The following is a 23,760-nucleotide window of genomic DNA, read 5'->3' on the forward strand; positions in this document are numbered from 1 at the left end:
AAGCCCATTTCCTTCAAAGAAGTGGGCTTTTGAACAGAACTTCATATATTCTCTTGCTTTAATGCATCAATAATATTCTCCTTTTTTATTTTTGCTCCGGAATAAACAACCGCAGAGCTGACAATGACAAATACACACACAATGACAGACAGAATGCTCATCCAGGGCAGGGTGAACCCATAGCTGAATTTGTTCGCAAATGCTTTATAGATCAGAACCATCACGGCGAAACTGACAGGAAGCCCATACAAGAGCGACTTGACCCCATAAAAAACACTCTCATAGTTCAGCATTTTTGCAAACCCCTTTGGCGTCGCGCCTACGGATTTCAGCATCGCAAATTCCCGTTTCCGAAGAGCCAGCCCTGTAGAGATCGTATTAAAGATGTTCGCAACGGAAATCGCAGAGATTAATACGATAAAACCGTAAGAAAAGACGTTCATCAGCAGAATCTGTTGTTCTTCTCTTATTCTGGATTGATTTACATTGTAGACATTCAGATTGGTCTCATTCATCGCTTCAATTTCCTGCTGCGTTTTCAACGGTTCCGTGCTTTTCAAATGGAGGTACATCGAAGCGTTAGCCAGCTCCTCGCTGTCTGCCAGCCGATTCATGACGCGTTCTGACACGATCATATTTAACCCGCCTACGCCTAACGGGCTCATCCCCATCGGTGCCTTATCTGTCAATGCGGCAACTATCACTTTATTTGTCTTCGTTTCTTCCCCGCCCGCTTTAAAAAAACTCGTTAGCTCGATAGGTTGTCCGACATTCGCATATATGGACTTCGTCTGAATATATTTCCCCGTATCTATATCTTTGTAATGAATCGTATCCATCACGATTGCGGCGGGATGATCCAGATCCGTAAGCTGTTCGTAATCTGCGTGAGCCGCTCTGGCATAGGCTTGCAGGCTAGAATCATTCAGTGCATAGAGCTTAATTTCGTAAGGGTATTTCCCGTCTTGGAGCATACTCTTATCCTGCTTAACCTTCTCCTGCAATTCGTCGGCGATGCTTGCTGTATAGACCCAAGCGTTCCTGACTAACTCATGACTCACGCTGTATTCCGTGACGCCATCCAGAGATACAAGCGATTGCATCAACTGGTCATCTAGTCTTTCGCCATTACTGGACGACACTTCAATATCGTAATTAATGCCTTCCAGCGACAATGCCAGAGATTGTGTCAGGCCAGTCGTGAAAAACGATATCGTCAAAAACAAAACGATGCTGATGACAAGCGAAAAAAGAATAACATGATATCTTCGTTTGTTCCTTTTTAAGTTTTTCAGCCCGATTTCTGCTTCGATTCCGAAGAGCTTACGAATGATCTCGGGCGTCTTCACTGCATTGGCCGTAAGCTTTACGTCAGTGGTTTGGCGAATCGCGTCCATAGGAGATACCCTGGAGGCTTTAACCGCCGGGAGATACACCGAAACGAAAATCGTCAGCATCGAAACAAGACAAGTCATCAAGAGCAATAACGGCGTGACGATAAGCCTCAGCTTTTCACTAGTCCATAATGCCCCTTCAATCATTGTGTTCATGAACGAAAAGGTGATTCCGATTCCGGCAAGACCGCATAAGATGCCAATGGGAATGCTGATCAAACCAATGACGATACCTTCAAAAAATACGGAATTTCGCTTCTGCCTTTTCGTCGCCCCCACGCTTGCGAGCATCCCTAGATGGCGGGAACGTTCCGAGACGGATATCGCAAAAGCGTTATAGATGAGTCCAACCGAGCCAATGATAATGATCCCTAGAATGATTGCCGATAAGGAGAACATCATGCTGGACGAGGCCCCGCTGCTGGACAAGCCATAATAACGAAGCAAATCGTTATTATATTGGATAGTGTCAATTTGGTTTTTCTCAGCCAGCTTCTCCGCATGTGCGAACAAGAACGGATTGACCTGCTGCAAGACAACCGACGCATCTACCCGATCGTCCCCCCCGATGATATGATCATCGACATAGCTAATAATCGTATAAGCCGGGGCCCAAGCCTTTTCCGACACCGGGCGTTTAATGAAGCCTACCACCGTATAATCCCTAATTATGCTATGCTGTAATGTCTCGGTCAATGTGCCTTCTTTCCTGCGCAGCGGTTCCGTCTGATCCAGGGGATGATCGCCCCCTTGTTCGAACCGGTCGCCTACGCGAAGCGTTAGACGGTCGCCGATTTCGTACTTCACTTTGCCATTTGTTGCAACAGACTCGGAGATCACAACCTCCTTGTCCGTGTGCGGAAGACGTCCCTTGCTTATTTCTATCTGAAATTGTGTGAACCCTTGCACATCATATTCCTTAATGAACAAGTACGGCTTATTGGAATTTTGTCCCCCTTCTAATGGGGCATACCCAAGGTCTCTTGTGATTGCAACCGTTTTGGTTGCATCATCGCCCTGTATCGCCGCAAGCTGCTTCTTGGTTATATCTTGATACTGAATATGCCACTCCCCTGTATCTGTGATAGTTTGTCTAATCATTAAATCCGCAAAGGAAAAAATAAGCGTAATGACAGCGGTCATCATGGATACCGAAATAATTACGCCAAAAATAGTCACAAGTGTTCGTCTCTTGTTCTGCTTCAGATGCCGGATGGTTAATGTATTGACAATATTCATCGCCTGATCACCTCGTTTTTGGCAATCCTCCCATCTTCAATCGAAATGATTCTGTCGGCTTGCAGGGCGATCCGTTCGTCATGCGTGATTACGATCAGTGTCTGATGATAGGTCTTATTCAGCATTTTCAATAAAACGACGATCTCGTTGCTATTCCTGCTGTCCAGATTCCCGGTGGGTTCGTCGGCCAGCATGATCGCAGGATTGCCGATGATCGCCCTGCCAATCGAGACACGCTGCTGCTGTCCACCGGATAGCTGATTCGGCAGATGGTTTAATCGATGCTGCAAATTCAACGTATTCACAAGATCAGCCAATTGCTTTTGATCTACCTTTTGTTGATCCAGCAAGAGCGGCAGCGTAATATTCTCTTCCACCGTCAGGACGGGAATCAGATTGAAAAACTGGTAGATCAGCCCAATTTGCCTCCGTCTGAAGATGGCCAACTGCGTTTCGTCCAAGGTATACATATCCGTATCCTGAACATACACTTTCCCGCCAGTCGGTCGATCCACACCGCCCAGCATATGAAGGAGTGTCGATTTCCCCGATCCGGAAGGTCCGATAATGGCGACGAATTCACCTTTTTGGACCGAAAAGGAAACATCATCAAGCGCCTTCACCGCCGATTCGCCTGTGCCGTATATTTTGGACAAATTTTCAATGGTTAAAATCTCCATTGCCACCCCTCCTTCCCTAGATGCTCAATTCCAGGTATACACCATCTCTCTATATCCAACATCCCAAAGGGTTTCATTCCCCTCAATGGTTATCTTGAGCTCATTAGCCCGGGTGAGATGAAGGATCCTATTATCCGGCTCATGGAGCTGATCTTCTGCAGATACAGACAGGAGCTCATTCCCGTCAACGGTAACCTTAAGGCTGCCCTGAACATCCTTATGATCAGGAATTCCATAATTCAAGCTAAGATACAGTTCTCCCTTATTGTCTAGCGAATAGGTATATGTTTCCTTCTTTTTACCTTCGATGCCATACACATTATATTGGGGTGTCACGTCTTGACCGCCAATCTTAAGACGGTCCTGTTTGGTTCCCGTTAATCGATTTCCGGTACTATCTTCCCATTCGTTTATCGCTACAAAAGGGGCCAACTCTTTGGTGAACACTTGATCCACTACTCCTAAGACCCCCCACACGCCGAGCATTAAGACAGCACCGGCAAATCCCGTAGCAGTGATATTTCTCCAGTAGGTTTTTGTACGGAAGCCAATCTTGTACGCCCCGAATCCAATAGCAGCGCCCAATGAGTTCTTTATGACGTCGTTCATGTCAAAGCTGCCGAGGAATGTTAGGGCCTGGATGGTCTCCACCACAAGAATGGACAGGATAAACCCTGTCATGAAGCGAACAAAACTGGTGCGGTATAACAGCGGGAACAGTATGCCAAAAGGTATGAAGGCTGCAAGGTTTCCAATACCCACCAAGTCCATCAGTGTCGGATGCAGGAGATCGGAAAGACCCGGCACCCTAAAAAAATCGTCCGGCAAAAAAATAAAGGTGTACTGACTGGTTTGATCTACAGTATCCGCTCTGCCGAAAGCAAAAAACATAAAATAAAGAATAATCAGGGTGTAGCCTATCGTGATAAAAAAAGTAATCTTGCGCTGCTGCTTCATTTGCATGGTTGTACCTCCATCGTTCATCTGATGATTATCATTTTATCTGTCTAAAATGACTTTACAGTGACGTTGGAGGTGACAGTTCAGTCACTTACGGAGTGCTGTTAAATGACATGCTTATAAAATTTGATCCGAAACTCTGTACCAGTCCCGCTGTCGCTCGTTACATCAATCACGCCGTTCTGGCTTGCAATGATGCTGTGAGCCATCGCAAGCCCTATACCGATGCTTCCTTCATTAGCATTCTTTCCTTTATAAAAACGTTTGAATATATAAGGCAAATCCTCTTTCGGAATGCCCTCTCCGTTGTCAGCAATAACGATTTCCGTAAATAGCACGTTGTCGGAAAATGTGATGGTAATCGCACCGCCCTCAGGTGTATGCTCCACTCCATTCTTCAAAATATTGATAACCGCTTCAGCAGTCCAATGCAAATCGCCGTCAAAAGAGACGTTGTCATCCCCTGTGATGGAAACGGTCTGTCCCTTAATATCCATCGGAATCATAACCGGCTCCAGTGCCTTTTGGATTAGGGTTTTCATGTGTATTCGATCTTTTTTGAACGGGATCGTTCCCGCATCCATTTTCGCTAGCTTTAATAAGGATGAAACAAGCCAATCGATCCGTTCAAGCTGAATGCGAATATGATGGGTGAACTCCGTTCTTTTGTGTGGAGGCAGATCAGGGGCGCTTAACAGATCTGCCATGACTGTCATAGAGGTGATCGGTGTTTTGAGTTGATGTGAAATATCGGAGATGGCATCGGTCAGTTGAAGCTTATCCTGCTGCAATAGCGAACGATGCTCGGAGAGCATGCGTGTCACCTTGTAAATATCATTCTTTAAGATGCTAAGCTCACCTTCTTGATTATCGCGGGGGTCAAGGGAAGCCTGGCCGCTGCTAATCTCCCGCAAATAGACGGACAGCTTCTCTAGCTCGTAATATCTCCGTTTTGTGAATAATACAGCTGTGCCGGTAAGCAGCACGGATACAATAATAACCAGGGCTGCGGCGGCAGACGAAATGAAAGCAGCAATGACGGTCGCCGATAAGCTGATCGAGCCCATGACGAGCAATAATACTAGATTTTCCCGATTGCGCAGCATCTAATCACCAACCTTATAGCCTAAACCGCGTACCGTTTTGATCAGAGCCGGCTGCTCCGGATGATCCTCCAGCTTTTCCCTTAGCCTTTTGATATAGACCGTTAACGTGTTGTCATTCACGAAGTCGCCGGCCACGTCCCAGATTTGCTCCAAGAGCTGATTCCTGCTGAGGACCTGTCCAACGTGGTTGCCAAAGATCAGCAATAAGCGGTATTCCAAGGCGGTTAGCGAAACTTCGGCACCGTTCTTATATACTTTGCCTTCCAGCGTATGGATGCGCACATTGTCAATGTCGATGACCGCTCCGGCGTGGGACAGCTTCTGGTATCTCCGCAAGACGGATTTGATCCTGGAGAGAAGCTCGCGTACCCGAAAAGGTTTGGTAATGTAATCATCGGCTCCCATATCGAGCCCCATTACGACATTGACCTCATCATCAATCACCGTTAAGAAAATGACCGGAATATCCCGCCGTTCCTTCACCATCTTGCATAATTCATAGCCCGTTCCGTCTGGAAGCTGTAAATCGAACAGGCACAAAGTGAACTGATCGATGTCTTCGGCAAGCACCTTTCGGGCTGAAGCGGCATTATGGCAGAGAACAGTCCAATAACCCTCTTGCTGCAGCGAATATTCCAGTCCCGAAGCGATCGTCTTATCATCTTCAACTAATAATATTTTCATCGGAAGGTCATCCTTTACACAATCTCTTTATTATAATGCCCTCTTGTGTCGGTTTCCGGATTAAAGACAGCATGATTCATTGAGCCATTTAATTTGCCTGAGGCCATATGAATGACTTCTACAACCTGCTCTTTAGATTCAACTGTGAAGTTTAACCGGAGCGCCTCGATTCCTTTGATATTCGGCAGCTCATCCAACAGATTAAGCGTCTTCCCGTTAAGAATAGTCGCTGTACAATCCTCATGGGAAAGGATCGGGAACGTTCCTTGCTCATCTTTTAACTCATAGCTTTTCGTTCTGCAAATTCTGCATTGATTCATTTTTCTCATTGGACAATATTTGGTGAACATCAACGGAGCCTTGCCATACACAATCATTTCCAGCGCAGGATAGCCGTCATTTTCTTCAACATAGGCATTCAATACATCTTCAATTTGACTCTTATTCATTTCATAAGATAAAGTGACTCGCTTGGCACCTAATTTATAGAGTTCATAGCAGCTAGTAGCATTAATAACGTTTAGAGAATAGTCCGTAACAAACGGATTGGTGTCTCTATAGTGATAAATGCCGCCATATCCGCCGATCAGCAGCTGCCCTTCTTGTTCCTTATAATCATTCTGATTTCTTCTAACCACATTGTCAAAATAGATCTCCTTAATTCCACAGCTCACGCAGGCATCATACTGTTCCTGATTCGTTACAGAGGCCGTAAGGTATGGCATTACAGGGGCAAAGCTGATTTTTTCTTTTGTAGACACAGCCTTGGTTCTTTTCTGCTGGCTGTTAAGCTTCAAATCATATAAGCCCAGTACAATATCTCTTCTTGCTGCATTTAACAGTTTGGCTGGAATAAACGCATTGCCTTCCTCATAATCGACATGATTAAGTTCAAATATTGTATCATTTAATCTGGAGAATTGCTTGATGACCTGGTCTTTGGTGGTTGGATTATTAATGGCTTCGCCCAGTATTTCCTCACTTTCATAGGAATAATTAAAGCCTAAGCCCTCCGCCTCTATGACAAGCTTTGAACCTGGATATGCATATACTCTAAGATCCAGGTCGAACCGCTTAAATTCTTTTTCCAGTGACGCTTCTAATTCCTTGTGGTAGAAATAATCCTTCGTTTTATAGACTACATCTCCCGTGGACATCTTTTCTTTGACTTTGATATAGCAGACATCATCTGCTGTGTTGATTAAGTCGCCGTCTTTGTTGTATAGCTTGGCAACCGTTAAATTAACATCTTCATTATTATGGCTTATTCGAATGGTATCGTTCTGATTCAAAGTACGTGTAAGTGTGATTTCATACCTGTCCTTCTCAATCCTGCTAATGGTTCCAATCTCATAACCAAAGTGATTAGGTCTTGAGATGTTTGTAATATTCCTCCGGTCCTCGTGGAACAAATAGCCTTTGGTAAAGGTCCGATTGAATGTCTTCTTCAGATTTTCTTTATCTGCTTCGGTGATTTTATGATCTAAAGCCCTGCGATATTTGGATACCACATTCGCCACATACGTCGGCACTTTCATTCGGCCTTCTATTTTTAAAGAATCGATTTCTTTTAAATCGTCGATATAATCGATGGTGTTCAAGTCCTTAGTGGATAAAATATAGCTTTTGCCTAAAGATGTACCTGTTGTCTGATCAATCAGATCATATTCCTTACGGCAGGAACCCACACATCTTCCGCGATTGGCGCACCGAAAGCCGCTTAGTCCTGACATTAGACAGTTTCCCGAATAAGATACACATAACGCACCGTGAACGAAAATCTCTAAAGGGATGTCAGCTACTCTTTTGATCTCTTTGACTGTTTCAATCTTAACCTCACGGGACAGAACAACCCTTTTAGCACCAAGTTCTTTGAATAATAAAGTTCCGTCTACATCGTCTATTCCCATCTGGGTGGAACAATGTGCTTCCATATCATGAAAGTTTTTAACGATATAATCGAAAGCCGTCAGGTCCTGGACGATAATGCCATCCACACCGATTTCATTTAATTCGCGGATCTGCGCTTTCATCTCTTCCACTTCGTTTTCGAACACGATGGTATTCATGGCAACATAGATTTTAACGTCCCTCAGATGCGCATACGTAACAGCCTCTTTTAACGTTTCCAAGTCAAAATTAGATGAGTAGGCGCGTGCACCAAATTTTTGCATGCCTAAGTATACTGCATCACAACCATTAGATATTGCAGCTTTCAAAGCTTCCATATTTCCTGCTGGCGCTAATAATTCAGTCATAAATGATCCTTACCTCCTACTTCAAATAACCGCTCAAAATCAGCACCATTAATCATAGAATATGAACTACACTTAAGCTACGGCAAATAGCACAAGCGAGTGGCTTGTGCTTTTGTTTCTTGCGGGGCTTATTTATTGAGCTGCTTGGTTAATTTATAAATTCTTCTACTCTGTCTCTTTTGGTGTACATGTCGTACCAAATATCAGCGATTTTGTCTTGAACTCCTGAATTCGGCTGCATCCAGATTCCGATCGAAAGGTGACCCGCATACACACCTTTGTCCGCTAATTCGCTGTTCAAATTAAAGATATTATTACGAAGTCCTGAGATTGCAATTCCGACATTCCCCGTCCTTGGAACTGGGTGGACTGATGCACCTCCAGTTGTAAATAACAGGGCACCGCTTTGCTTATCCAGCATTTCCGGCAGCACTTGCCGGACACTGGATAAGTGTTGGCGCTACTGTGTTGATGCAATAAATCCGTACTTCTCTTTAATAGCGGCGAAGGCCCTGATGACCCTTGACGTTCACTTATTTCTTTATACATTTGATGATCATCGTTGGACGACTATTTCTTATTCATATGTTCAATATGGGAAATTGCCCAATCGTTTAACACCTGTAGCACCGTACTCAGACCTTTGCCGTACTCCGAGATCGAATATTCTACCTTCGGAGGAATTTGGTTGTAGACCTCGCGATGAACGATATCGTTATATTCAAGTTCTCTTAGTTGTTGGGTAAGCATCCTCTTGTTTATGTCCGGTATTGCCTTTTGAAGCTCACCGAATCTCATTGTGCCGTTTGAAATAAGCTGAAGCAGGATGACCGCTTTCCATTTCCCCGCTAGAATATCCAGCGCCGATTCAAACTTACAATATGATTTCATTGTCCGCACCACCCTTTGCTTCAATACGGTTACTTTTTGTTTACTATGTTTAGTTAAAGTGCCTACTTCCGTGAGCTGCCTCTTAGGGACTATTATACCTGTAGCGGGCAACGAATAAATACTCAGGAGGAGTCATAGTCATGAATATCGCGTTATGGGTCGTGCAGGTTATTACGGCAATCGGTTTTGTATACTCAGGTGGGTTAAAGGCATTCCAGTATGAGAAAGCCAAAGCGTCCTGGGGATGGGTAAAAGACGTTCCACAGGTGCTTGTGGTTCTTATCGGGCTAGCCGAATTATTGGGGGCACTTGGAATCATATTGCCTTACGCCACCAAAATCGCACCTGTGCTAACGCCAATTGCCGCAACGGGACTGGCCGTGATCGTTCTTTGCGGGGCACTTTTCCATGTTAGCCGTAAGGAATACCGGGAACTCGGAGTGAACATCGTCTTCATCGCGTTAGCTGTAATAATTGCGGTTACCCGCTACAGCACCGCCACTTAGCTTAATAAGAACTCTTTTGTACCTTATCAACGTTAACACCTAGAGGTGAAGTGAGATTATGTTTTTACAAAAAGAAATAGTACATACCAAAAACGATAAATATTTGGCGCTTACTAACCATGTAATTAGAGCTAAGAACCAAATTTCCTGCTCCGCAGCCGCTACAATTATCATCCATAATGACACCATTGTTAATGAAAGCTACTTTGGCTCATATGAGTATAATTCAAAGATACAATCAGTGATGCCCTCAACCCGATTTAATGTTGCTTCAGTAAGAAAGTCATACATTGGCTTTGCGATCAGCTTGGCCTTATACCAAAATAAACTTTCAAGCATTGATGATTATATTTCAGAATACTTAGAAGATCTAAACCTAGCTGCTGTAGAAGGGGTTAGAATAAGACATTTATTAACACATACTCATGGACTCAAAAATAATCAAGAGAAACTCTTCCCGCCGGGATCGAATTGGAATTATAACAATATAGGAATCAATATGCTCATTAGATTAATACGGAAATTATTTGAAGCGCCCCTGTCAGGGGTCATGCAACAATATGTTTTCAAACCCTGCAATTTCATTGAGACAGGTTGGTGTAAGAATAGAGATGACAATTTAGTATGGTTAAATGAAGAATATGCTGATGAACAAGGGGGAGAAGCCAATCTTTTTGTAAGTGCCCGTGAATTGGCATTGTGGGGTTATCTTCACCTGAACCGTGGACTCGTCAATGGACAACAGCTTGTTCCGAAAGAGGTTATAGAACAAGCTACAACCAATCAGAGCCCAGCAAATCTTGATGATACTTTGCCTAGAAATGGCTTCGCTTGGTGGGTTCAGGATAAGCCTAGAGCTATTTCTGAAATAGGAAATACACTCCCACCAGGGTCCTATCAAATGCTGGGACTAACTGGCTGTGCCTGTTTGGTTATTCCTGAACATCGGCTAGTCGCGGTTAGAATGTATAACCAAGCAGGTTCAAATCCACCGGGGTACGACTACTTGGAGGATATTAAAGCATTTGGAGACAAAGTCTTATCGTGTACTTTGAACTAATTATTAATTCCGCTTATTGCTTTAGCAATAACCCCGCGTTGTACATGCGATGCCGAGACGACGCCTATCCAATAGGAACGCAGATGGAGAACCGTATTTCGAATAAGTTGTTCAAGACTTGAGCCAGCCAATTCTTGAATATTACCGCTGACCGCTTCCTCAAAATTACACAACGTTTCTTTCGTATTCATTGCTGAACCCAGCATAGAACAACGCTCAGACTATAAAATAATTCAATTAGTCTATAATAGTTAGGTAAAGGAGTGAAAATTAAATGATAAAATCATTTTTAATGTTGGGTCAATCTAATATGGCAGGCCGTGGATTCTTGCATGAAGTCGACCCTATATATAATGAAAAAATAAAAATGCTGCGTAACGGACAGTGGCAGATGATGACAGAGCCGATTAATTATGACCGTCCGGTTTCCGGAGTAAGCCTGGCGGCGTCTTTCGCCGATGCCTGGTCGAAAGCGAATTCTGACGAAGAAATTGGTTTGATTCCTTGTGCAGAAGGTGGCAGCTCTTTGAATGATTGGCATCCGGAGGGCATTCTTTTTCAGCATGCTTTGTCCGAAGCCCGCTTCGCCTTGCGGTCCAGTCAGATCTGCGGAATTCTTTGGCACCAGGGTGAGAGCAACAGTTATCATTCGCTGCATGAAACGTATTACGAGAAGTTAACCCTTATCATCGAGACCCTAAGAAATGAATTGAATCTTGATGAGGTGCCGTTAATTATTGGCGGACTTGGTGATTTCCTTGGGAAGACTGGTTTTGGACAACAAGCGACAGAGTATAGACAGGTCAATGAACAATTGTTGCGCTTTGCTAACGAACAGCAAAATTGTTATTTTGTAACGGCAGCAGAGTTGACCGCGAATCCTGATGGCATTCATATGAACGCAGTCTCGCAACGCAAATTCGGCTACCGCTATTTCGAAGCTTATTCGAACAAGTGTCATGTCCTGGAGCCCCTCCAGGGGGAGGAGCAGTCACTGAAAGTGAAGCGCGACTATTCGAAAACAGAACAAATCTACCTTCACAGCATGGATTTGGCTTTGGGTAAAATCACTTACGCCGAATTCGAGGCGCAGATGGTGAAGGTTATGAAGCTTTGATCCCTTAAGCTTAACGGGTCTATCGGGAAAACAAAGGGCGGCCCGGAAGGCCGCCACTGTTGTTTATATTATGAATAGATAGGCTTGATTCATAATGATTCTTTATAATAATTCCTTCAGTACATTTTTAGCCACACGTACCTTCTCCTCGGCGTTCTATAATCGGAATAGCGGGAGATATTCGCTTTTTCCATCATTGTTGCAAATCGTTTTTCAAACTGTGGTGCATCACGCATCATATACTTGAAATTCATCACCCAGAGCTTCATCAAATAATGCTATTGTAACATACCATCTTTGCTGGGGAACAAGCTGCGCACGTAACAGGTTAGAGCAAAATCCTGTTTTCCAATATATTTTTCAAACTGATATGAGACTTTGAAGGTCCGAACTTTATAAGGTAATCTTGAAATTCGGCAAGTTCCTCAATAGATGCGGTTTGTACCTTAATGAGATAATTGTATTCCCCACTAATGCGAAATAAATCAGTTACTTCCATAGCATTCTTACAAAAATCAGTGATCTCTTGGCAATGTTCTGTTTTTAATAGAATAAAAGTGGTCGTACCCCGATTCAGATCCCGTAAATTAAAAACTGTGTTATACCCAGAAATGATGTTTTTTTCTTCTAACTTGATCATTCTTTCTTTAACGGATGGTTGCGACATCGAAACCTCTTTGCTGATTTGAGAAATGGATATTCGCGCATTGTACTGAAGTAATGCCATGATCTTTTTATCAATGTCATCCATAAGATGTTCCAAATCAAGAACCCCCTGAACCTATTTAATAAAATAAACCCATTTAACTAAAACACCTTGTATTCAATAACCATATTACTATAAAACCCTTATCTTTTGTATGTATCTCACATTTTAATATAACTATAATAAACATATATTATTTAAGGGAGCGATTTTAGATGAGCGTAAAAGGCCTTTCACATGTAGCGATCCAAGCCAGAGATTATAAAGAAACTATTACATTCTATATTGAAGTTCTAGGGTTCAAGTTAGGGCATCATTGGAGTCTACCACTATTTCAAATCAAAGAAGCTTCCATGCTGATTTCACCTGACCAAAGAACCTGCATTGAGATCTTTGATAACGATGCAGTCATCCCAGCTCAAGGGAAGAAAGCATCTTCCGAAGAAGATATAGCTCACGGAGCGTTATTACATTTTGCCTTCTATGTAGATAATGTAGATGAAATGTATCAAAAAGCCCTTGCTCATGGAGCAAAGGCTTTTATAGAACCGGATAACCTTTCTCTCGGCGAACCGCCTCTTCTGATAAAGAACGCGATCATTCACAGTCCCAACGGAGAGATTATCGAATTAATTGAAGATGTTGATTTTGATATGTCCAACAAAAACCAAGTAAATTAAGCTTTTCAGAAAAAACTTGCCCCTACTTATGATACGGTTCACCGGAATGTTCCTTAAACTATGGTGCCTCTACCGGAAATTGTCTACACTCTCATGCAGAAAATCTTCCAGCTTGCGCGGCCCTCTGCCAAGCAAGCGCTGCACAGTGTCATTTGGACGTTCTGGAACCACCGTAGCCATGGATTGAATTTCCACCACGTGGTTCGCAAGCCAAGGAGGCATATGCCCGTGTTCGATAAGATTACGGAGTAGCTCTTGGGGTTCCATGTTGATGTAACTTATTGGCCGATTAAGCAGGACGGATAGCCGGTCCGCGATCTGAGGATAGCTGAGAATCTCTGAACCCGTAAGCGTATATATTTGGCCTGATACCTCAGGGTTGGTTAGGGCTTCTGCAGCAACATCTGCGATATCCCGGCAGTCAATGTAGTTACACGGTGAATTGCCCATGGAGCCGAAGAAAGCATTTTGGGTTGTAATCGTTGGTACAAAGCGCATGATGTTTTGCATGAACGCATAAGGGCGCAACACGGTGTGGGTGAGACCTGATTCCCTCAGCACTTTCTCGATTTCCTGATGCCAGCCCGCGACTGCGACGGGAGAGCTCTGCTCAAAGGCAGGGCTGGATATTTTCACGATGTGTTTGATTCCAGATTCGCCTGCAATCTGAATGATTGAAGTTTCCAATTCGATTTGTCTTGGACTGTTGGACATGGCGAGGAAGAGCTGGCTGGCACCTGTAAATGCGCGGCGCAGCGATTCGGGGTCGGCAGCATCTGCCGATGCGACCTCGATAGTCGACCGGCCTTTTTCTCCGATCTGATGACGCAATTTCTCTGGGTCTCTGCTCAGAGCCCTGACGGGCACGCCAAGATCAACCAATCGTTCCACCAGCGCACTGCCTATCGTACCTGTTGCTCCCATAATAACTATCATTTTTCTCTTCTCCTTTTGGATAAAAAATTATTTGTGACGGCCAGACGCCACCGCCATGTCACTATCGTGCTTGCTATGAATCCGGACAACGGGAAATCGGTCCAGACGCGATCGACCCAGGCCAAGTGATGGCCAGGCATCATAAGTTCTAGTACACCAGATATCACCCATGCCACGCATAGGCCACACAAGGACCCGGCTAATGCGAACCCTCCTAGCACAACCAAGTGAGGTGCACCTATGACCCATCGCATATGGCCCACTCGGCTGCGCAACAAAAGGCCCAGCATCAAGGCCATGAAGGCCGATGCACCGCCGATTGTGGTCAATGCCCCTATCTGAAGCCCCCTATCAGCAGTAACCAATCCCCCAATACCTGCCATGATGGCAGGAGCGACATAGGCCATTACAACTTCACGCCATAGTACAAAGGCCTTTTTTCTGGAACCCACAGTCTTGATACCATGAACATCATCTGTCTGATTCGGGTATTTCATCTGGTTCATTTCGTTGCTCCCTTCTTTCTTAGAGATCATTCAATCAACGATACTTTCAGCGAAATATAATTAGGAGCCTAACTATATAGGAGTAAAAATAGGCTAGCATTACTAGCCCATTCTACTCATTACTGATGTTTCACTTTGGTTTCGTGCCTGGTTCGTCCGTAAGTGCAGAGATGCCTTGTGTAACCCGGCCTAGCAAGTCGAGGAATACGCTGCGCTCGTCTATACTGAGTAAGCCCACCGTGGCCTCCAGCCAAGCGAAATGCTCAGGAGCCATTTCACGTAGCTTCTTCGCTCCTTCTTCCGTCAAAATAACCGATCTCTGGCGGCCATCTTTTGAGCTTAAGCGTCTAGATACTAGGCCATCTCGTTCAAGAATGTCGATCAGACCAGTCACTGTAGCACGTGTAACGCCTAGATGCTCTGCTAATTGCGAAGGCAGCTCTTCTCCTTCGTAATCCTCAAGATCTGCCAATACACGATATCGGCCTGTTGATAAGCCGAATCTGGAGAAATGAATCTCCGAGGCCTGACCAAGCTGGGCTCCCGCTGCCATTAGCCTAGACGCGACGAGTATAGCCTGGGCGTCTATGTCCAGGTTATAGCGATCAATCTGACGCTGGGATTGTACAAGGGAGGGAATAGCCTCCATGTCATTTATTTTTCTATTGTTCTTCATACACATAGTATGGCACCTAATTACTTTCGTGTCAACAAGGAGATGCTCCCGCATGTCCCCACTTCAGACCGCCCTGCCGCTATGCCCTAATTAATATATTCCTGGCTGACCAGCAGCGAGTTAATTACTTCTGTCGGTATTACAAATTGAACAGGTCCCATAATTCCCGGAGCAACATCATATTCGTTAAAGGAAATAACCAATTTTCCGTCTGCATTAATGTAGAAGCTCTGAGTCTTCGAAATGCTGTCGAATCCACGTGTCGGATACTCCTCACTTTCGCCCTTTATCCAATAATGCTTATTATCTGGGTCCGCCTTCATTTGCTCGTACATTTGCTCCTTGATATTTTCGCTGATAACAGATACATAACTTCCATCCTTGAAGAGACTTGGCAAAGTGAGCAGCACTTGATTTTTTTTGTCAATCGTATCGTATTTCATCGTTTCATAACCGGATGCCGCCGTTTGCACGACCCAGCGCCGAATAGAGAGAAGCTGATCCGTATCGGTGACAACCTCATACCCGCTGTCTACTCCCATATTGGGTCTGCCCTTGTCCTTCAACTGATCAATCTCGGCCATGAATTCCTTGTACAGCTTTTGATCCTCCGCAATATACTTCTCGTTCAACATATCTTGCAACTTCATATCGGGCATATTCGTAATTGCTGGAACCTTCACATCCGCATGGTAGCCGTCTCCCTCCGCTGTATATTCCGTGAAGGTTACCAGCTTCACCAATGCACCGACAGCCGGCAGCTCTGACATGGATTGTGCAAACGTCGGGCTTATATTCACCCCAGACACGAACAGAGCAATCGCAGCTGCCGCCGAGCCAAGGTACCATTTGATGCTGCGTTTGCGCTGCGGGGCAGGCCGCAGCGATTGTGTGACGAGCGTATCCAATTCAGTAGGGATTTGTATATTCATATAATCTTGCTTGAGCTTTTCCATTTTTTTGTCCATATTAATAGGTCTCCTCTTGCTTCATATTGATGCGAAGAATTTTCAGTGCTTGATATAACCGGGATTTAACTGTGCTTAACGGTATATTGAGAACGAGAGCCACATCCTCCAGCTTCATATCCTCGAAGAACCTCAAAATAATGACTTCCCGATACATCATAGGCAGCTCCTCTAAGGTCTCTGACAGATGCAAATCCTGAATCACATCATGATCATTCACTCCCTGCTGCTCCAGCACCTCATCAGCAACGGGAACGAGCTTTTTTGCTCTCCGCAAATAATCGAGCGCCGTATTGACCACGATGCGGTAAAACCAGCTCTTTATGGATTCTGGCTTTGTCAGCGAATCGCTCTTGGTCAGCGCCTTCTGTATCGCATCCTGTACCACATCCATGGCGTTCTGCGGATGCTTTACATAGCTGTAAGCCAATCGGTACACATTCTCCTTGTAATCCCTCATAAATTCTGTCAATATCTTGTGAAATAGCTTGCTATTCATCAATAGGCCTCTCTTCCTTCTTTACTGCGCGCGCATTTCTTTATTTACCGCCTTTCATTATGCAAGACGAATCAGACCGTGAAAAAGTTTGAAGCCATAATTTTCTGCGAATTGCGAAATGCCATAGCCGATGTCGTCAACCATATTTTCAAAGTGAGGATGCAAGAGGTTTGGGGTGAGGGTACAACGTCCTGCGCGGATCAGTACCTCATGACGGAATGAGGGATCAACAAATTTCCAATATAACCTATACGTTTGCACTTGGTGACAGCGACGCTGGTATTACCCCATTTAATAATGCAGGATTCAATCATATATTATATTTTTTCCTTCTTCAGTCAGTTTTTTCAAAGATGTAAGCATATGATTTATTTCCTCATCGGAATGTCTTTCCCATGAACTTAATTCCGCTACTATTTTCAGAGGCGATTTAGACCTGTATGAACGTGTTGGGTTTCCTGGAAATCTTTTATCTGTTAAGTTTGGATCATTCTCGAAATCACCTACGGGCTCCACAATATAAATTCTCTCTTTTGAATTAGATTTTGCCAATTCAGCCCCCCATTTAGCAGCGTCTAAGGTTGCAGTAAAATATATATGATTAGATTTTTTATCCTGATAATTGGATACATACAATGGTTCAAGCAAGTCTCCTATCTTCAATGCTGCTTTAGTCCCATGAAAAAACGGACCTGGATCTAAGATGTTTTTTTTGTCATTCATATAGGCACACCCCTTTTTGTTTTAGACTTTCGTTTAAGAGTATACGGCTATAGGGGCGCAAAAAGTAGTCTATAAAATAATTCCAAACCCGGTTAACTACTGCAAAAAGCACAAACCAATGGCTTGCGCTTTTGTTTCTAACGAACTTTTTTGCCCTCGTTAATGGGGAGGGGAAGGAGTTAGAGATGATAACGGACGAGGATATGAAGAGAGTGATGAGACGGGCGAGTGAGGTTTTGGAGGAGTTGTGTTGGAGGATGGGGATGTAGAGAGAGGTACTCATAGCGAGGAAAATACCTTTTAGCGCTATTGTGAATTTACTTTCCATAAATCAAGAAGAGCCAGACCAGTCACATGTCTGACTCTAACTTTCCGCTTACTACTACTTATGATACGGTTTACCGTAACATTTATAGAGCGAAATTTTAATGGCACCTAATTGATTGACCTTATCCACTAGTCGCTATTAAGGCGTTGGTTCCCCCGGCCCCTAATAAGATAGATCTCTTTTCTCATAGCTATAATGGCTCTTACTATGCATGACTTTTTTGACAAACAGCCATACTAACTTGTATAGACTATGAACATCCAAGAGGAGATTACTGATGACTGAACAACAATGGCTGATACCAGCAACGCAGAGATTGGGCTTCAAGCTGGACAAAGGGCAGATCGTCCGAGTGACCGATGTGGAGGGAGAGCAGGTTGCTGATTTTACTGCCTATAATGCCTCTCGCCCCAATGAGCGGATTGATCCCGGCGTAACGATAGATGCTCTCGGGAAGATAAATGTAATGCCAGGAGACATCCTCTATTCCAATCAATATAGACCCTTACTTACAATTATGAAGGACACCGTGGGCCGCCATGATTTCATTAATTCTGCCTGCCGTCCCGAGATGTATGAGGTGTTATATAACAGAAAAGATCACGCCAGCTGCTACAACAACCTAAATGAAGCCCTGAAAGAGTTTGGTCTGCCCGCTCCCGATCAGCATTATCCATTCAATCTTTTTATGAATACCGTCATTGAGCCTTCCGGAAAAGTTAGCGTGGAGCGTCCGCTATCTAAAGCAGGTGATTACATTGAATTGCGGGCTGAGATGGACCTTATTATTGCTATATCTGCTTGCCCCTGCTCCGAAAGTGCTTGCAACGGTTACAAATGTACCCCTATTGCGGTGAAGATCCTTTAGAATCCATTAAGCTCGTCTTCTATCTGGCCCACTTTTTGAATAGAATGACTTGTACAAGATACTTCTCATTCAAGGGGCGATGTCCATGAATAGCTTTTTAACCTATATAGTGCTAGGGATTTCTTTATCTGCACCTATGGGCCCCATCAATGTAGCCCAGCTCGATCGGGGAGCGCGGATGGGATTCTTGCAATCCTGGATGATCGGACTGGGCGCCATGTGTGCAGATTTAGTATACATGCTGCTCATCTACTTTGGGCTAGCGCACTTCCTTAATACCCCATTCATGAAAACCTTCCTGTGGACTTTCGGCAGCTTTGTTCTTCTTTATACCGGGATTGACACCTTAAAAAACATGAATACCGCTTCCCAAACCGCCTTGCGCGGTGAACAGACAAGCATCAGCGCCTTTCATTCTGGATTTCTGATGGCACTGATGAACCCCCTCAGCATTTTGTTCTGGTTAGGTATTTACGGCTCAATTCTGGCCAAAAGCATGGAGAATCAACAGTTCGATCAAGTGCTGTGGAATAGCATTGGTATTTTTGTTGGCATCTTATTCTGGGATCTGGTAATGGCAATGATATCCAGTTTATTCCATCAGTTTACCGGCCCTGCTGTACTTCGATTCATTTCCCTTGCGGCTGGCATTTGCTTGCTTAGCTTTGGTCTGTATTTCGGATATCAGGCATTTATACAATTGTTCGCCTAATAAGTTCACCTGGCAAGAGTGTTTCTATGCTTTCACCCATCCCCCTTCTAGCGCATAGGATGTTTTGTGCGTAACGAGGAGGGTGTTTTAGGATGGTCTATTTGAAAACAAAGCAATGGCTGGATGAACATATGTCCGAGATACCGGACTGGCAACAGGATGCTTTTCGCCAATTTACAGCTATGATTGCAGATCCCGAAGGGAAATATCCCTGTATTCCGGGAAGGCAGGGTTTTTTGTCTAATCATTTACGTTTTGGATTTGCAACTGATCCACGAAACGAAGCGTCAACTTTGGAAGTCGCCGATTTCCTTCGCCAATATGGCGAGTGCTCGCGGGATACCGGCAAATATGCTTCACTTGTTCTCTTTTTCGAAACTCCGGAAGATTTAGCAGAGGGCCGCTCCATTGAGGACAATGAAGCTTTGTTCTGGTCCGTCCTGAGCCGCGTCAGCGCGGTAGATACAGTACCTTGGCCGGATCAGATTTCTACAGACCCCTCGAACCCTTCCTGGGAGTTCTGCTTTGATGGGCAACCATATTTCGCCTTTTGTGCAACCCCGGCACATCAGTTGCGGAGAAGCCGCCATACTCCTTATTTTGTGATTGCCTTTCAGCCTCGATGGGTATTCGAAGATATTAATGATTCTACTGCATTTGGCCGCAATATGAAGAAGCTAATCCGCAAGAAGCTTGCCGACTACGATAGTATTCCCGCGCATCCTTCCCTTAAATGGTATGGGCAGGAGAACAATTTGGAATGGAAGCAATATTTTCTACGCGATGACGAAAGTGCACCCTCTAAATGTCCCTTTACGTATATGAAGAACAAGTTCAAAGGACTAGGAACCAAATTCCACTCTTGAAAGCTTAAAAAAGCTGTCCGCGCTTCTTCCCGTGATGCTGCTTAAACCAAGTGATCAAAATAATAATACCGACGAGCAGAAGGCTAGACCAGAAGCCGGGACGACCGCTTTTCTCTAAGAGTACACCTGCCACGGCAGCAATAATCAGCACCATAGCGATACTCGATCTGATCCATCCCCCCATCTTCGGCTTCAATAACTTAAGGTACGAAGCTAAGATGAATAGCCAAGTGTACAAAATAACTAATCCTGCCGCTGTGGTGATATGCTCGAATATTTGCTTCGGCAGCAGTACGCCTAGCACAATCGTCACGCACAGGCCCAGCGTATTAATGCCAAGTGCGTAGATCGGCAGTTTTCTTTTCCCTTTGGTCACCGCTAGCCAGGAAGGAGCATCTTTATCCTCAGCCAAGGCTACCAGCATAGTTGAGACCGCGTACAATGATGCAACGAGGATTGAGAATCCGGCCACTATCATTACTCCATTTAGCACATACACAAGGATGGGTAGGCCCATCGCTACAAGTGCAGCAATTATTGAGCTTTGGGCAGGAGTTACTTTCTCAGGACTGACGAATAGCAGCGCAAGCCCTATAGACAATACATATAGTATGGTCACCCCTAACAGCATAAATCTTCCTGCTTTTGGAGCTTCTTTCGGATTACGTAGATCCGCCGCCATAAAGCCCATCACCTCAATGCCTCCAAAAGCATAGAACGCATAGAGTAGCCCTTTCCAGGCCCCTATCCATCCTTTATTCAGCCATGCTTCCAGGCTGTAAACCGTAACCCAGTTTCCCTTCCCCCTCACAAGTGCGGCCACGGCGACCCCTATGAACGTCAGCACAGCTGCGATTTTGATCATGGCAAATAAATTTTCCGCTTTATTAATCCCTCTGCTACCTAGAAGAATAACCAGCAGCCCCAGCACTGTATAAAATAAGGTGAAACTCCAAAGTGGCCAACTGGGAAACCATAACCGCGAGAACAGTCCCAAGGCAGTCAATGAACTCCCGATTATTAGAATCTCTGAACACCAATAGATCCAGCCCATACTGAAGCCGGCCCAGCTACCAAAAGCATCTTTGGCATAACTGCGGAAAGATCCCTTTTGAGGATTCTGCATCGTCATTTGACCCAAGGCTTCATAAACGAATAAAGCTGCTATAGCGGCTAACACAAAAATAACCAACACCAATAATCCGCTTTTTCGGATAGCGATGCTGGAACCAAGAAAGAAACCGGTGCCAATCGTGCAGCCAACACCAAATAAAGTTAACTGCCACCAGGGTAATTTACCTGTTGGAGTACCCAAAATCTATAATCCCTCCCTCTGCTTCTGCTGTTACTATGTGCTTCGCAGTGTTATTCTATTCCGCAATAGAACGATGGGAAAGTCTGTGCTGCAAATGATGGGTGCGACAGCGCAACTTAAAAGGGTACAAATCTCTCAGAACGTAAGTCTCGGAATGCGTGAGCGTAGTAAACAGGGTAAGTTCGTGGAATCTTGAAAAACTATAACTACATTGGAAAAATTCAATACTAATTTCGCCCTACTTATGATACGGTTCCCCCCTATTAATCTTCACCGCCCGGTACACCTGCTCCACCAGCACCAGGCGCATGAGCTGGTGGGGCAGCGTCATGCGGCCGAAGCTCATGCGCTGCTGGGCGCGGCGCATGACTTCATCGGAGAGGCCGTGGCTGCCTCCGATGACGAAGACGACGTGGCTCGTCCCGTAGGTGCCGAGCCGGTCGATCTCGGCGGCAAGCTCCTCGGAGCTCCAGAGCTTGCCGTCAATCGCGAGCGCAATGACATGCGCCTCGCTCTTAATCTGCGCGAGGATACGTTCGCCCTCGCGCACCTTCACCTGAATAACCTCTGCGTCGCTGAGGTTATCAGGGGCCTTCTCATCCGCCACCTCAATCATCTGGAACTTGAGGTAGGGCGTGAGCCGTTTGGCATATTCTGCGATGCCGAGCGTCAGATACTTTTCCTTCAATTTTCCTACGCTTATCAGTTGAATTAACATAGTTCCTCCATCGGTCTGATCTTGTCATGTCCCTGTATTTTATCACATCCCTGTCCATAACATGCCCTCCATAAGAGACAATCCCCGCTCACCCTATACCGACACAAGAAGAGCCATCCTTCACGGATGGCCCTAAGATACTTCGGATGCCCTTCCCTTATTGGTTAGGCATATCCACAATCAACTGCTGTGTAATCTTACGGTCTTTCATATTGGTGAAATCCAGGCGAAGCGATTGCGGCTTATTCAAGAAGAAGTAGCTTTCCGACACGATTCTCATCTCATGGTCTGCATAGGTATAGGCAGAAGCTCCCTCTTGCGATTTATAATCACCGGTTCCGTTCTTGACCAATAGCGATGGATTATATTCCATATAGAAGGTCTCCATAAACTCTCTGTTTTTAAACAAAGCTTCGTCTGAGGATAGTGTGGTTACCGTCGTGAACGGTGTCAATTCCAGCTTCACTTTGATCTTATGCCCTGCCACATCAATGGTTTCCTCCGGCATCAGTGTCCGGGTCTCCTGCTTCCAGACCTTGGGATTGATATCAAAAGCCACCTTCAGCACAGGGCTATACTTCACGTTGGACTTGAGCGCGTTATACTTCTTTAGCAGTTCAGGACTGTAGCTGAACGATGAGGTCTGGTCCGGGTCGTCCGCATGGGCCTTTTCGGCGGCAGCGAGCATTTCAGCATCCAGCGCCTTTAACTGATTCAGCTCAATGGCGGTTAAGGTGCCTAGCTGAAACTCAGCAGCTACTTTTTTGGGCGGCGTGGTCAATGGACTGCTTAACCGGATTTTAGCAATTCCATATAGAATATGATCTTTCTTTGCCGGACTTGCGCCTATGACTAGAGCATCATTGAATTTTTTGCCACTGATGACCTTGCCTGTAACCGCATCGGACAATTGGAGACTATGACCCTTTGGCGGCATGGACACGAATGCTCTCTTACTGTCGGCTTGGGCTGTAAAAAGGATGATCAGCTCATATTTGTCTGCGATAAAACCATTTACTATCAATTTATAACCGTCTTTTTTGACGACTGTGTTCAGCGGCTGCACCAGATTGTGTTTGATGGCATACTCAACCTGTCGATAACCCTGAATCTCGGGATTTACAAAGGGGGCAAGCGCTGCCGACGGTTTCGCGGCGGTTGCCGAGGCGGCCAAAGCTTGACCTGTCACGGCAAAAGGGCTAAGCACCAGCGCTGCGGTTGTCATGACTGCGACGATGGCGGTAGATAGCCCGGTCCTGGAGGACCGCCGTTTATCTGGCGCTGACCCTTGCTTTTGCTCCTGTATGGGCTGCGCCTGCGCCGCATGTGAGATATCCAGTTCATTCCGCTTCATTCTAATCATT

Annotated in this window: 26 protein-coding genes; 7 read left to right on the top strand and 19 right to left on the bottom strand. The window is 45.0% G+C overall.

Annotated elements, in window-relative coordinates; translation table 11 throughout:
- Nucleotides 1-41: 41 nt before the first annotated feature.
- The 8 genes from MKX51_RS30950 to MKX51_RS30985 form a co-directional block, all read right to left on the bottom strand.
- Complete coding sequence (locus MKX51_RS30950; RefSeq protein ID WP_340995080.1) at nucleotides 42-2,633, bottom strand: ABC transporter permease; 2,592 nt, start codon at nucleotides 2,631-2,633, stop codon at nucleotides 42-44.
- A complete protein-coding gene (locus tag MKX51_RS30955; protein WP_340945924.1) occupies nucleotides 2,630-3,313 on the bottom strand; it encodes an ABC transporter ATP-binding protein in 684 nt (227 codons plus the stop codon). The genes MKX51_RS30950 and MKX51_RS30955 overlap by 4 nt, the downstream gene beginning before the upstream one ends.
- 24 nt (nucleotides 3,314-3,337) lie before the next feature.
- Nucleotides 3,338-4,276: a VanZ family protein gene (locus tag MKX51_RS30960; protein WP_340995082.1), complete on the bottom strand. Its 939-nt coding sequence runs from the start codon at nucleotides 4,274-4,276 to the stop codon at nucleotides 3,338-3,340.
- A gap of 101 nt (nucleotides 4,277-4,377) precedes the next feature.
- The gene (locus tag MKX51_RS30965) at nucleotides 4,378-5,379 is read right to left on the bottom strand and encodes a sensor histidine kinase (RefSeq protein WP_340995084.1); all 1,002 of its coding nucleotides are present in this window, start codon (nucleotides 5,377-5,379) and stop codon (nucleotides 4,378-4,380) included.
- Nucleotides 5,380-6,063: a response regulator transcription factor gene (locus MKX51_RS30970; protein ID WP_340995086.1), complete on the bottom strand. Its 684-nt coding sequence runs from the start codon at nucleotides 6,061-6,063 to the stop codon at nucleotides 5,380-5,382.
- A 14-nt stretch (nucleotides 6,064-6,077) separates the two neighbouring features.
- Nucleotides 6,078-8,321, bottom strand: coding sequence for a U32 family peptidase (locus tag MKX51_RS30975; RefSeq protein WP_340995088.1), 2,244 nt, complete (start codon nucleotides 8,319-8,321; stop codon nucleotides 6,078-6,080).
- Between the two features lie 148 nt (nucleotides 8,322-8,469).
- The gene (locus MKX51_RS30980) at nucleotides 8,470-8,742 is read right to left on the bottom strand and encodes a dehydrogenase (protein WP_340995090.1); all 273 of its coding nucleotides are present in this window, start codon (nucleotides 8,740-8,742) and stop codon (nucleotides 8,470-8,472) included.
- Nucleotides 8,743-8,891: 149 nt separating this feature from the next.
- Nucleotides 8,892-9,212, bottom strand: coding sequence for a winged helix-turn-helix transcriptional regulator (locus MKX51_RS30985; RefSeq protein ID WP_340945914.1), 321 nt, complete (start codon nucleotides 9,210-9,212; stop codon nucleotides 8,892-8,894).
- A gap of 140 nt (nucleotides 9,213-9,352) precedes the next feature.
- On the opposite strand from MKX51_RS30985, the gene MKX51_RS30990 reads away from it, so the two are divergent.
- Together MKX51_RS30990 and MKX51_RS30995 are read left to right on the top strand one after the other, a co-directional pair.
- The gene (locus MKX51_RS30990; protein WP_340995092.1) at nucleotides 9,353-9,718 is read left to right on the top strand and encodes a DoxX family protein; all 366 of its coding nucleotides are present in this window, start codon (nucleotides 9,353-9,355) and stop codon (nucleotides 9,716-9,718) included.
- A 58-nt stretch (nucleotides 9,719-9,776) separates the two neighbouring features.
- Entirely contained in the window at nucleotides 9,777-10,778 is a 1,002-nt protein-coding gene (locus MKX51_RS30995; protein WP_340995094.1) for a serine hydrolase domain-containing protein, read from the top strand.
- Here the strand turns inward: MKX51_RS30995 and MKX51_RS31000 are convergent.
- Complete coding sequence (locus tag MKX51_RS31000) at nucleotides 10,775-10,969, bottom strand: hypothetical protein (protein ID WP_340995096.1); 195 nt, start codon at nucleotides 10,967-10,969, stop codon at nucleotides 10,775-10,777. The two genes, MKX51_RS30995 and MKX51_RS31000, sit on opposite strands and share 4 nt — an antisense overlap.
- Before the next feature lie 83 nt (nucleotides 10,970-11,052).
- On the opposite strand from MKX51_RS31000, the gene MKX51_RS31005 reads away from it, so the two are divergent.
- Complete coding sequence (locus tag MKX51_RS31005; protein WP_340995098.1) at nucleotides 11,053-11,895, top strand: sialate O-acetylesterase; 843 nt, start codon at nucleotides 11,053-11,055, stop codon at nucleotides 11,893-11,895.
- 328 nt (nucleotides 11,896-12,223) lie between these two features.
- Here MKX51_RS31005 and MKX51_RS31010 read toward each other — a convergent pair whose 3' ends face one another.
- Nucleotides 12,224-12,646, bottom strand: coding sequence for an Lrp/AsnC family transcriptional regulator (locus MKX51_RS31010; RefSeq protein ID WP_445322090.1), 423 nt, complete (start codon nucleotides 12,644-12,646; stop codon nucleotides 12,224-12,226).
- A gap of 170 nt (nucleotides 12,647-12,816) precedes the next feature.
- On the opposite strand from MKX51_RS31010, the gene MKX51_RS31015 reads away from it, so the two are divergent.
- A complete protein-coding gene (locus tag MKX51_RS31015) occupies nucleotides 12,817-13,281 on the top strand; it encodes a VOC family protein (RefSeq protein WP_326078279.1) in 465 nt (154 codons plus the stop codon).
- Between the two features lie 69 nt (nucleotides 13,282-13,350).
- Here the strand turns inward: MKX51_RS31015 and MKX51_RS31020 are convergent, their stop codons facing one another.
- From MKX51_RS31020 to arr, 6 genes are all read right to left on the bottom strand, one after another.
- Nucleotides 13,351-14,217 (bottom strand): SDR family oxidoreductase, encoded by an 867-nt coding sequence (locus MKX51_RS31020; RefSeq protein WP_340995104.1) that lies wholly within the window; start codon nucleotides 14,215-14,217, stop codon nucleotides 13,351-13,353.
- A complete protein-coding gene (locus tag MKX51_RS31025) occupies nucleotides 14,214-14,723 on the bottom strand; it encodes a hypothetical protein (RefSeq protein WP_340995105.1) in 510 nt (169 codons plus the stop codon). The genes MKX51_RS31020 and MKX51_RS31025 overlap by 4 nt, the downstream gene beginning before the upstream one ends.
- 130 nt (nucleotides 14,724-14,853) lie before the next feature.
- On the bottom strand, nucleotides 14,854-15,399 hold the full coding sequence (locus MKX51_RS31030) for a MarR family winged helix-turn-helix transcriptional regulator (protein ID WP_340945898.1): 546 nt from the start codon (nucleotides 15,397-15,399) through the stop codon (nucleotides 14,854-14,856).
- A gap of 86 nt (nucleotides 15,400-15,485) precedes the next feature.
- Complete coding sequence (locus MKX51_RS31035) at nucleotides 15,486-16,367, bottom strand: anti-sigma-V factor rsiV (RefSeq protein WP_340995106.1); 882 nt, start codon at nucleotides 16,365-16,367, stop codon at nucleotides 15,486-15,488.
- A gap of 1 nt (nucleotide 16,368) precedes the next feature.
- Nucleotides 16,369-16,866: an RNA polymerase sigma factor gene (locus MKX51_RS31040; RefSeq protein WP_340995108.1), complete on the bottom strand. Its 498-nt coding sequence runs from the start codon at nucleotides 16,864-16,866 to the stop codon at nucleotides 16,369-16,371.
- A gap of 306 nt (nucleotides 16,867-17,172) precedes the next feature.
- A complete protein-coding gene (gene arr, locus MKX51_RS31045) occupies nucleotides 17,173-17,589 on the bottom strand; it encodes an NAD(+)--rifampin ADP-ribosyltransferase (RefSeq protein ID WP_340995110.1) in 417 nt (138 codons plus the stop codon).
- Between the two features lie 605 nt (nucleotides 17,590-18,194).
- Between arr and MKX51_RS31050 the strand changes: the two genes are divergently transcribed.
- From MKX51_RS31050 to MKX51_RS31060, 3 genes are all read left to right on the top strand, one after another.
- On the top strand, nucleotides 18,195-18,785 hold the full coding sequence (locus tag MKX51_RS31050) for an urea carboxylase-associated family protein (protein ID WP_340995112.1): 591 nt from the start codon (nucleotides 18,195-18,197) through the stop codon (nucleotides 18,783-18,785).
- 85 nt (nucleotides 18,786-18,870) lie between these two features.
- The gene (locus tag MKX51_RS31055) at nucleotides 18,871-19,497 is read left to right on the top strand and encodes a LysE family transporter (RefSeq protein WP_340945883.1); all 627 of its coding nucleotides are present in this window, start codon (nucleotides 18,871-18,873) and stop codon (nucleotides 19,495-19,497) included.
- Nucleotides 19,498-19,589: 92 nt separating this feature from the next.
- Nucleotides 19,590-20,363, top strand: a complete 774-nt coding sequence (locus MKX51_RS31060; protein WP_340995114.1) for a YqcI/YcgG family protein — start codon at nucleotides 19,590-19,592, stop codon at nucleotides 20,361-20,363.
- Between the two features lie 4 nt (nucleotides 20,364-20,367).
- On the opposite strand, the gene MKX51_RS31065 is transcribed toward MKX51_RS31060, so the two are convergent.
- From MKX51_RS31065 to MKX51_RS31075, 3 genes are all read right to left on the bottom strand, one after another.
- A complete protein-coding gene (locus MKX51_RS31065) occupies nucleotides 20,368-21,678 on the bottom strand; it encodes an amino acid permease (RefSeq protein ID WP_340995115.1) in 1,311 nt (436 codons plus the stop codon).
- 238 nt (nucleotides 21,679-21,916) lie between these two features.
- The gene (gene rlmH, locus MKX51_RS31070) at nucleotides 21,917-22,396 is read right to left on the bottom strand and encodes a 23S rRNA (pseudouridine(1915)-N(3))-methyltransferase RlmH (RefSeq protein WP_036699737.1); all 480 of its coding nucleotides are present in this window, start codon (nucleotides 22,394-22,396) and stop codon (nucleotides 21,917-21,919) included.
- Nucleotides 22,397-22,553: 157 nt separating this feature from the next.
- A complete protein-coding gene (locus tag MKX51_RS31075) occupies nucleotides 22,554-23,759 on the bottom strand; it encodes a DUF4179 domain-containing protein (protein WP_340995116.1) in 1,206 nt (401 codons plus the stop codon).
- Nucleotide 23,760 lies beyond the last annotated feature (1 nt).

The organism is Paenibacillus sp. FSL M7-0420 (assembly GCF_038002345.1).
GTDB lineage: Bacteria > Bacillota > Bacilli > Paenibacillales > Paenibacillaceae > Paenibacillus_AQ.

Excerpts from the sequence above, each read along its gene's own strand:
- MKX51_RS31025 (WP_340995105.1), bottom strand. The coding sequence starts at position 14,723 with ATGAACCAGATGAAATACCCGAATCAGACAGATGATGTTCATGGTATC.
- MKX51_RS30950 (WP_340995080.1), bottom strand. The coding sequence starts at position 2,633 with ATGAATATTGTCAATACATTAACCATCCGGCATCTGAAGCAGAACAAG.
- MKX51_RS31055 (WP_340945883.1), top strand. The coding sequence starts at position 18,871 with ATGAATAGCTTTTTAACCTATATAGTGCTAGGGATTTCTTTATCTGCA.
- MKX51_RS31005 (WP_340995098.1), top strand. The coding sequence starts at position 11,053 with ATGATAAAATCATTTTTAATGTTGGGTCAATCTAATATGGCAGGCCGT.
- MKX51_RS30960 (WP_340995082.1), bottom strand. The coding sequence starts at position 4,276 with ATGCAAATGAAGCAGCAGCGCAAGATTACTTTTTTTATCACGATAGGC.
- MKX51_RS30980 (WP_340995090.1), bottom strand. The coding sequence starts at position 8,742 with ATGCTGGATAAGCAAAGCGGTGCCCTGTTATTTACAACTGGAGGTGCA.
- MKX51_RS30975 (WP_340995088.1), bottom strand. The coding sequence starts at position 8,321 with ATGACTGAATTATTAGCGCCAGCAGGAAATATGGAAGCTTTGAAAGCT.
- MKX51_RS31000 (WP_340995096.1), bottom strand. The coding sequence starts at position 10,969 with ATGAATACGAAAGAAACGTTGTGTAATTTTGAGGAAGCGGTCAGCGGT.
- MKX51_RS30985 (WP_340945914.1), bottom strand. The coding sequence starts at position 9,212 with ATGAAATCATATTGTAAGTTTGAATCGGCGCTGGATATTCTAGCGGGG.
- MKX51_RS31060 (WP_340995114.1), top strand. The coding sequence starts at position 19,590 with ATGGTCTATTTGAAAACAAAGCAATGGCTGGATGAACATATGTCCGAG.
- MKX51_RS31075 (WP_340995116.1), bottom strand. The coding sequence starts at position 23,759 with ATGATTAGAATGAAGCGGAATGAACTGGATATCTCACATGCGGCGCAG.
- rlmH (WP_036699737.1), bottom strand. The coding sequence starts at position 22,396 with ATGTTAATTCAACTGATAAGCGTAGGAAAATTGAAGGAAAAGTATCTG.
- MKX51_RS31010 (WP_445322090.1), bottom strand. The coding sequence starts at position 12,646 with ATGGATGACATTGATAAAAAGATCATGGCATTACTTCAGTACAATGCG.
- MKX51_RS31050 (WP_340995112.1), top strand. The coding sequence starts at position 18,195 with ATGACTGAACAACAATGGCTGATACCAGCAACGCAGAGATTGGGCTTC.
- MKX51_RS31035 (WP_340995106.1), bottom strand. The coding sequence starts at position 16,367 with ATGGACAAAAAAATGGAAAAGCTCAAGCAAGATTATATGAATATACAA.
- MKX51_RS31030 (WP_340945898.1), bottom strand. The coding sequence starts at position 15,399 with ATGAAGAACAATAGAAAAATAAATGACATGGAGGCTATTCCCTCCCTT.
- MKX51_RS31020 (WP_340995104.1), bottom strand. The coding sequence starts at position 14,217 with ATGATAGTTATTATGGGAGCAACAGGTACGATAGGCAGTGCGCTGGTG.
- MKX51_RS30995 (WP_340995094.1), top strand. The coding sequence starts at position 9,777 with ATGTTTTTACAAAAAGAAATAGTACATACCAAAAACGATAAATATTTG.
- arr (WP_340995110.1), bottom strand. The coding sequence starts at position 17,589 with ATGAATGACAAAAAAAACATCTTAGATCCAGGTCCGTTTTTTCATGGG.
- MKX51_RS30965 (WP_340995084.1), bottom strand. The coding sequence starts at position 5,379 with ATGCTGCGCAATCGGGAAAATCTAGTATTATTGCTCGTCATGGGCTCG.
- MKX51_RS31015 (WP_326078279.1), top strand. The coding sequence starts at position 12,817 with ATGAGCGTAAAAGGCCTTTCACATGTAGCGATCCAAGCCAGAGATTAT.
- MKX51_RS30955 (WP_340945924.1), bottom strand. The coding sequence starts at position 3,313 with ATGGAGATTTTAACCATTGAAAATTTGTCCAAAATATACGGCACAGGC.
- MKX51_RS31040 (WP_340995108.1), bottom strand. The coding sequence starts at position 16,866 with ATGAATAGCAAGCTATTTCACAAGATATTGACAGAATTTATGAGGGAT.
- MKX51_RS30970 (WP_340995086.1), bottom strand. The coding sequence starts at position 6,063 with ATGAAAATATTATTAGTTGAAGATGATAAGACGATCGCTTCGGGACTG.
- MKX51_RS30990 (WP_340995092.1), top strand. The coding sequence starts at position 9,353 with ATGAATATCGCGTTATGGGTCGTGCAGGTTATTACGGCAATCGGTTTT.